Here is a 6,344-nt window from a genome sequence, read left to right on the forward strand (position 1 = left end):
GCTACTATCCACATCTGGATTCACAAAATATTATTAGTGGGATAGGTTCATATAACAATCCTAAATTATTGGTGAGAACCTCTCTTTATTGTCTTTGCGTCTCTGAGGTTTGTTAAACAAAATTTAAGACTGATAGAATATCAACAGAGTTCATTCTTTAAATACTGAGCAAGAGATTCTAAAGTTGGATAGTCCCACGCTACTGTAACGGGTAGTTTAATTCCCAGCAAATCCTCTAAATCGCTTGAAAGACCAACAGCTATCATTGAAGAAAGACCATAGTGAGCAAAGGGTTTTTGGATATCAGTTTCATCATTTAATTCTAATTCTTCAGAAATCTTGGAAATCAACCAAGTTTGAATATTATCTACACTCCAAGTCTTTTATTGCGAAATAATTTTACTCATAGAATTGAGTAGGTTTGAGTTATTATCTAGTTGAGGATGAAAAGCGTTGATTAAATTGATAAATAATTTGATTTAAATAACCTTGAGCAATACCAGCAGTATTAGCATCTACTGCATCAACTAAAATCTGAATCTCGGCTGGTTTATCTTCGGATAAATGGCGATTAAAATCATAGGGAATTACCAACCCTGCTGTGATTTTTCCCTGTCGGACTTGCTCACCTAAATCATGATCGTTGAACATATATTTTTCAACGACAAAGACTTTATTTTCAGTTAATTCAGCAACTAGCTCTCGGCTTTCATAAGTATTAGCATAATCAACGACTCCTAATTTAAGATAATGCACATCTGGATTCAGAGAAAATCCATAAAGTAGCATTTGGATTGTGGAAGGGATTATCAGTAATATTAATGTTTATTTACTTCTCAGTATTCGGTGAAATTCTTTAATAGCTAAACTCCAAAATCGACTATTTAACAATTGTTGAATTAAGTTCATAACTTGTGTTTGATTTTTAAAAAAGATATAAAAGAATAAATATAAAGTTAATGATTAATCTGGTAATTGCATCCGTTTTAATATTCGGCATGCTGCATTAAATAGTAAAAACCCTAATATAACTAGCATTAAAAATGATAGCCAAATTCCTGCCCAATTAGTGCCGCGTACATAAGCATCACGAGTGATTTCAATATAATAACGTGCTGGAACAATATAAGTAAATAGTGAAAGTGGAAAGGGTATATTACTAAGGGGATAAATGAATACGCTTAGTAATAGAGATGTCAAAAACCCTAGTAGTGCAATAGCTTGGACGGCAGCATTTCGATTGGCAGCGCGAACACCAATTAATAAACCAAACATAATACTATCTATCAAAAACATTATTGTGCCCAATAATAATGGTGTTGGATATCCAGCTAATGTCAATTACCAAATTATTACACTCATAATCATAATGAGTAATGCTTCATTAATTCAAATTAGCAAGTAAACTAAAGCTTTTACTAACAATAATTATTCAGCGCTGATACTAGAAGTATAGACTTGTAATATTGTTCCCTTTTATTTCTCTCGCACCATAGTAATTACTGTTAATAATGAGGGATAAATCCACAAAATAACTGCAAAAACACCTGGCACGATTGAAAGAGATTCTTTTCGTCCCGGATTAAACCAGGCTCAACAGTTTGCATCTCTTGTGCGTCAACGCCTGAGCGAGCAGCTTGATGCTTGGTTAAACAAAGCTAAAAACAGCTCGGTTTCTTTGTTGCGCTCCTTTGCTTTTGGTTTAGAGTCTGACTACGATGCTGTGAAAGCAGGTGTAACTATGTCACTCAGCAATGGCCCCGTTGAAAGACATATTAATCGACTGAAAATGTTAAAGCGGCAGATGTATGGTCGAGCCAAGATAGACTTACTGGAACGACGATTTCTGTTGGCTGTTTGAGGAGAAAATTTTGACAATTTACATTTGATTATATGAGTTATAGAAATCAGTTTATCTGGCAAAGGGCGGTTCAACTTGCTATCAATTGTTATAAATTTACCAAGAAAGGCAGAGGGCAGGGGCATCTATGCTGAAGGGAATTCTGATTCCTGCCCACAGAAAAGACCGCAGGGAGTAAGGGTTTAAAGCCCCCACTGAACTTTCTTTCAGTGGCTCCAAGTCAGGAGGGGTTTGAATCCCCTTCTGACTTGTTCCTTCTGCCCTCTGCCCTCTGCCTTCTGCCCTCTGCCTTAAAGTGCGTAACCTTTCATCATCACCAAAAGCTGATAAGAACCAATAAATGCTTCAAAAGTTAGTCCATCTACTGCTCCCACAATAGCAATAGAAGCAACAACACCTCGTAATGCGATCGCACCGATGAGACTGACATTTCGACCTCGTTGTTGAGGACGAGTTCCATTAGCTCTTTGTCCTGATAATGCCCGTCCGAATCGGCAAGTCATTCCTAAGTTCACTCCCGCTTCATCTATGAAGACTAAATTTTTCACAGGCAACATGGTCATTCTTTGTCGGTACTCTTTTCGCAAGTTTTGAACTCGCTCTGTTTGTCTTTCACGCTTAGTGAAGCGTTTTTTTTTGCGGGTCAATCCCAAACGAGTCAATACAAAATATTGTAGGTAAACTGTTCGATAATAGAGGTTATATTTCAAACAAACTCTTTGAGGAGCTTTACGAACAAGGTTTACGGCTAATCACAAAGCTCAAAAAGAATATGAGAAAGAAGTTGGTTCCCTTGTTAAATAAAATTTTACTCCGCAAGCGAGCTGTAATCAGGGCAAACACATCTAAATTACTCTTGATCACAATCAAGGTTAAGAACCAACGAAAAAATCAACATTTCTCCTTTGGTTTAGTTTAAAAAATTCAGGCGATGTCTACGACGGGCTACGCCTACACTAAAATTTTTGTCAATAAGCAACAATTAATGCGATTAATTTTGAGCTTATTGATAACCCAAGGGTCTTGTTGACATAATGCGTTTGCCCTGGGGCTGTAATTGAGTCCGTCAATGACCAACTTAAGAATATTTGCTAACTCGAACACTCAAGGCATCGAAGTGTACTTAACCTTATGGTTAACCTTTTAGCTGGGCTGGTCGCTTACACCTACCAAGAGAAGAAACCTTCTTTGGATATTAACCATAAAGATTTACCTGCTTTGCCTGCGGTGGCTTTTTAGTTTCGTCGAACTCACGTCAGATCAGTGTAAATATAAAGCATATAGACTTATTGCAATCCTCTGCCTCCTTACAAACGCCACTTATTTTTCCTGAAACGTCCAGACTCCTTCATCCCAATCTGATTCTGTTGGGGGTGATTGTAACCAATGCTGACAACGCAACAAATGCAACATAGCAGCTTTATCATGGTTATCTGCTGTCAAAACTTTGGCGAACTCGGCTCTAGCATGGGAAAACTGCCGCTTGAGGTAATACTCGCGCCCTTTGTGATAATGCTCAATCACTTGCAATTTTTCGCTTTCAATAGGGTTGGAACGCAAACCCAGTAATTCATATATGGCTACTGGTTCGTTTCTACCCTTAACACGAATGTAATCTAGTTCCCTAGCCCAAATCTGATCTTGGCATGGCTTAAAAGTGTTATCGCTAATAATAATATCGCAACCATATTGTTTACTAACACTTTCTAATCGAGAGCCAAGATTAACGCCATCGCCAATGGCGGTAAATTCCATCCGCTTACTAGAGCCGATATTCCCACTAATTACGGTATCTGAGTTGATACCAATGCCGATCTTGATTCTAGGCTTATCATCTGCATAGCGACGTTGATTAAATTCGTGCAGACGATGGCGCATTTCTAAAGATGTTTGTACTGCCATCCAAGCGTGTTCTTCCAATGGTAAGGGAGAACCAAACACAGCCATGATCGCATCGCCGATATATTTATCAAGAGTGCCTTTATGTTTAAAGACTGCCTCCACCATTGATTCAAAATATTCATTAAGCATACTCACCACTTCTTCTGCTTGTAAGTTTTCCGTTAAAGTGGTGTAGCCGCGAATATCGGAAAATAAAATCGAAACTTCTTTACGATCGCCTCCTAGTTTAGCGTCATCTAATTTCAGCAATTCTTCGGCTAATTCCTGAGTCATGTAACGGTACATCGTACTCTTGAGCCGTTTTTCATCACTGATATCTTCCATCACTACCAGCGCCCCCCGGACTTGCTCTTGGTCGCTAGCATCAGCTATTGTGTTAATGGATAAATTTATACTGTGCTGTTCTATACCAGTAGTTAGGAGTGTACGATCGGGGTAATATTGCTGGCGGCCTTTTAAGTCGGCTGCATGTAAAGCATCCTGATACCACTTGCTAAAGTCACCTTCTTTGATGCCGATCGCATCAGTAACTAATTTGCCTTCTAAACGTTCTTCTGGCTCCAGTCCTAGCAAACGCTTGGCACTTTCATTGGCGGCGATAATTAACCCGGCTTTATCAGTGGAAACTACTCCATTGGAAAGACTACGCAAAATATCCCGTTGCATTTGTTCTTGTTGCTTGACTGTGGCAAACAACTGAGCATTTTGCAGCGCTACTCCCGCTTGAATATTAAAAGCTTCCATAAATTCTTCATCGTTGCGATCAAAGCTAGCTTGGAAGCAGTCGGGAGCTTTGGGCCAATCAGCTGGATTATAAGGTGGAAAATCCCCAGTTTTCTTTTTATTTACGAGTTGGGTAACGCCAATCAGTTGTTGATCGGCGTTAAATACTGGCATACAAAGCAAGCTACAGGTGCGATAGCCATTTTGCTGATCGAGTTGTTTGGCAGTATCAGAGTCAGGATGCTGGTACAAATCAAAGGCAATATTCAATTTCTTGCCAGAAGCCGCTACTATACCAGCAAAGCCTTTACCTACGGGGACTCGTAACTCCTTAGTTGAACCATCATCCTGGGTGATTTTGGTCCACAATTCATGACGATCGCGGTCTATTAACCATAGTGTACTGCGATCGGCATTCATCAGTTCCTTGGCTTCATCCATCACCCGCTTCAGGGTATCTTCTAAGTCGAGACTGCTTTGAGATAAAGACTTGATCGCCTTCATCAGCGCCGCCACTGCTCTTTGTTTTTGAGTGGCGACATAAAAAGAGCGCGAGGATTCTAAAATCAGGCGAATTGAAGGGGCAAATTCTTGAAATAATTGTTCGTCACCACAGATAAAACCTTTGGTATCAATCCGCTCTGCAAGTGGAACATCAGGATTATTCCCATATTTTAATTTATTCAGTAATTGCACTACCGCAACTAACTGTCCATGTTCATTCAATAATGGCAAAGCCAGCATGGTGTAGGTGCGGTAGCCAGTTCTTTTTTCTTGTTCTTGGGCAAAATGCGATCGCGGATCGTTATAAAAATCAAAGGGAATATTAATAACTTGCTTGAAGGTAGCGACTTCCCCAGCAATGCCTTTATTGGCGGGGATGCGAATTTCTAAAGAGCGATCGCCCTCCCCCTCAGCCAGAATCGACCAGAGTTCTTGTTTTTCTTCATCCAATAAAAATATCGTCGTCCGGTCTGCCCCCAGTAATTCCCCGGTTTTTAAGGTAATCGAATGCAACATTTCTTGCAGAAGAGTTTCAAATCCCTGAGAATCCAGCATTGACAGGGTTTGATGGACAATCTGTAATTTTTGCTCGACATCCTGAACGACCTGTTTAAAAGTATCTTGAGTCAAAGGAGCAAGAAACGTAGAAAAAGTTCCTTGTCTTGTGGCAAGAGCACCCACAGGAGCAGAATTTGCTTGTAATTCGAGGTTTTCTTGGTTGTGAACACCAATAATTAAATCGGTGGTCTCCCCACAACTTCCTTGATACACTGACATAATAGGTTTTTTATATAGCAGGATGAGATTTTAGATGTAACAATGCAACTAAATTTATGTAAGTGGTGCTAAAAGCAACAATTCCTTGATGTTATCCATAGTTTAATCGCTTGTTTAGCTAGCGTCATCCTGAGAAGCAAGGTGGAAGCCAATTACTTATGACTACAGTACAGATGCAGTAATACCCAGAACCTTTGCTACCGTTTCCACATAAGTCTTGTAGGAATCGTCAATTTTGTATTGAGAAGAAGTCAGAAGCAAGCAGGGCTATTTCATTCTCATTACACCCTGAAAAGGCTTCTTCCGCACTCCCCACTCCCTGTATACGCAAATAATTTCAAAAATCAAAGCGGACTGCTATATAAAATTTATGTAAAGCTTAAGTGTTATTAAGCTCGAAAACGTTCTTGATAATATATAAATTTAACTTATATATTTTAAAATGTATTTCTTTAATATAAAAATATTGATTTTACAAAATAACAATGATATTGAAACCTAACTTAACGAAAATATTGCATTTCTCTGAAAAATCTTGCAACTTTTTCTAAAAAAACAGTAAGTTTCAAAAAAAAAA

The 6,344-nt window shown here is 38.9% G+C and carries 7 protein-coding genes and 2 pseudogenes; 4 read left to right on the forward strand and 5 right to left on the reverse strand.

Annotated elements, in window-relative coordinates:
• Positions 1-140: 140 nt before the first annotated feature.
• The 3 genes from ACFE90_RS34780 to ACFE90_RS34790 form a co-directional block, all read right to left on the reverse strand.
• Positions 141-350, reverse strand: a complete 210-nt coding sequence (locus ACFE90_RS34780; RefSeq protein WP_375506828.1) for an acyl carrier protein — start codon at positions 348-350, stop codon at positions 141-143.
• A 79-nt stretch (positions 351-429) separates the two neighbouring features.
• Positions 430-819 carry an ABC transporter permease gene (locus ACFE90_RS34785; RefSeq protein ID WP_375506833.1) on the reverse strand — a complete coding sequence of 130 codons (390 nt, stop codon included), beginning with the start codon at positions 817-819 and terminating at the stop codon, positions 430-432.
• A 144-nt stretch (positions 820-963) separates the two neighbouring features.
• Entirely contained in the window at positions 964-1,341 is a 378-nt protein-coding gene (locus tag ACFE90_RS34790) for an ABC transporter permease (RefSeq protein ID WP_375506829.1), read from the reverse strand.
• A 271-nt stretch (positions 1,342-1,612) separates the two neighbouring features.
• Here ACFE90_RS34790 and ACFE90_RS34795 point away from each other — a divergent pair, with 271 nt between their 5' ends.
• Complete coding sequence (locus ACFE90_RS34795) at positions 1,613-1,861, forward strand: transposase (protein WP_375506830.1); 249 nt, start codon at positions 1,613-1,615, stop codon at positions 1,859-1,861.
• 32 nt (positions 1,862-1,893) lie between these two features.
• Positions 1,894-1,965, forward strand: a pseudogene (locus ACFE90_RS34800) (four helix bundle protein); the annotation flags it as partial.
• A 186-nt stretch (positions 1,966-2,151) separates the two neighbouring features.
• Here the strand turns inward: ACFE90_RS34800 and ACFE90_RS34805 are convergent.
• Positions 2,152-2,571, reverse strand: a complete 420-nt coding sequence (locus tag ACFE90_RS34805) for a transposase (RefSeq protein ID WP_375506831.1) — start codon at positions 2,569-2,571, stop codon at positions 2,152-2,154.
• Between ACFE90_RS34805 and ACFE90_RS34810 the strand changes: the two genes are divergently transcribed.
• Together ACFE90_RS34810 and ACFE90_RS34815 are read left to right on the forward strand one after the other, a co-directional pair.
• Positions 2,565-2,780, forward strand: coding sequence for a transposase (locus tag ACFE90_RS34810; protein WP_375506834.1), 216 nt, complete (start codon positions 2,565-2,567; stop codon positions 2,778-2,780). The genes ACFE90_RS34805 and ACFE90_RS34810 overlap by 7 nt on opposite strands.
• 137 nt (positions 2,781-2,917) lie before the next feature.
• Positions 2,918-3,100 (forward strand): annotated as a pseudogene (locus ACFE90_RS34815) (transposase); the annotation flags it as partial.
• An 81-nt stretch (positions 3,101-3,181) separates the two neighbouring features.
• Here ACFE90_RS34815 and ACFE90_RS34820 read toward each other — a convergent pair.
• On the reverse strand, positions 3,182-5,767 hold the full coding sequence (locus ACFE90_RS34820; protein ID WP_375506832.1) for a GAF domain-containing protein: 2,586 nt from the start codon (positions 5,765-5,767) through the stop codon (positions 3,182-3,184).
• Positions 5,768-6,344 lie beyond the last annotated feature (577 nt).

Source organism: uncultured Nostoc sp., from assembly GCF_964245445.1.
Taxonomy (GTDB): Bacteria; Cyanobacteriota; Cyanobacteriia; order Cyanobacteriales; family Nostocaceae; genus Nostoc.

What these genes read in the sequence shown, in the direction of transcription:
- ACFE90_RS34820 (WP_375506832.1), bottom strand. Translation starts at nt 5,767, where the DNA reads ATGTCAGTGTATCAAGGAAGTTGTGGGGAGACCACCGATTTAATTATT.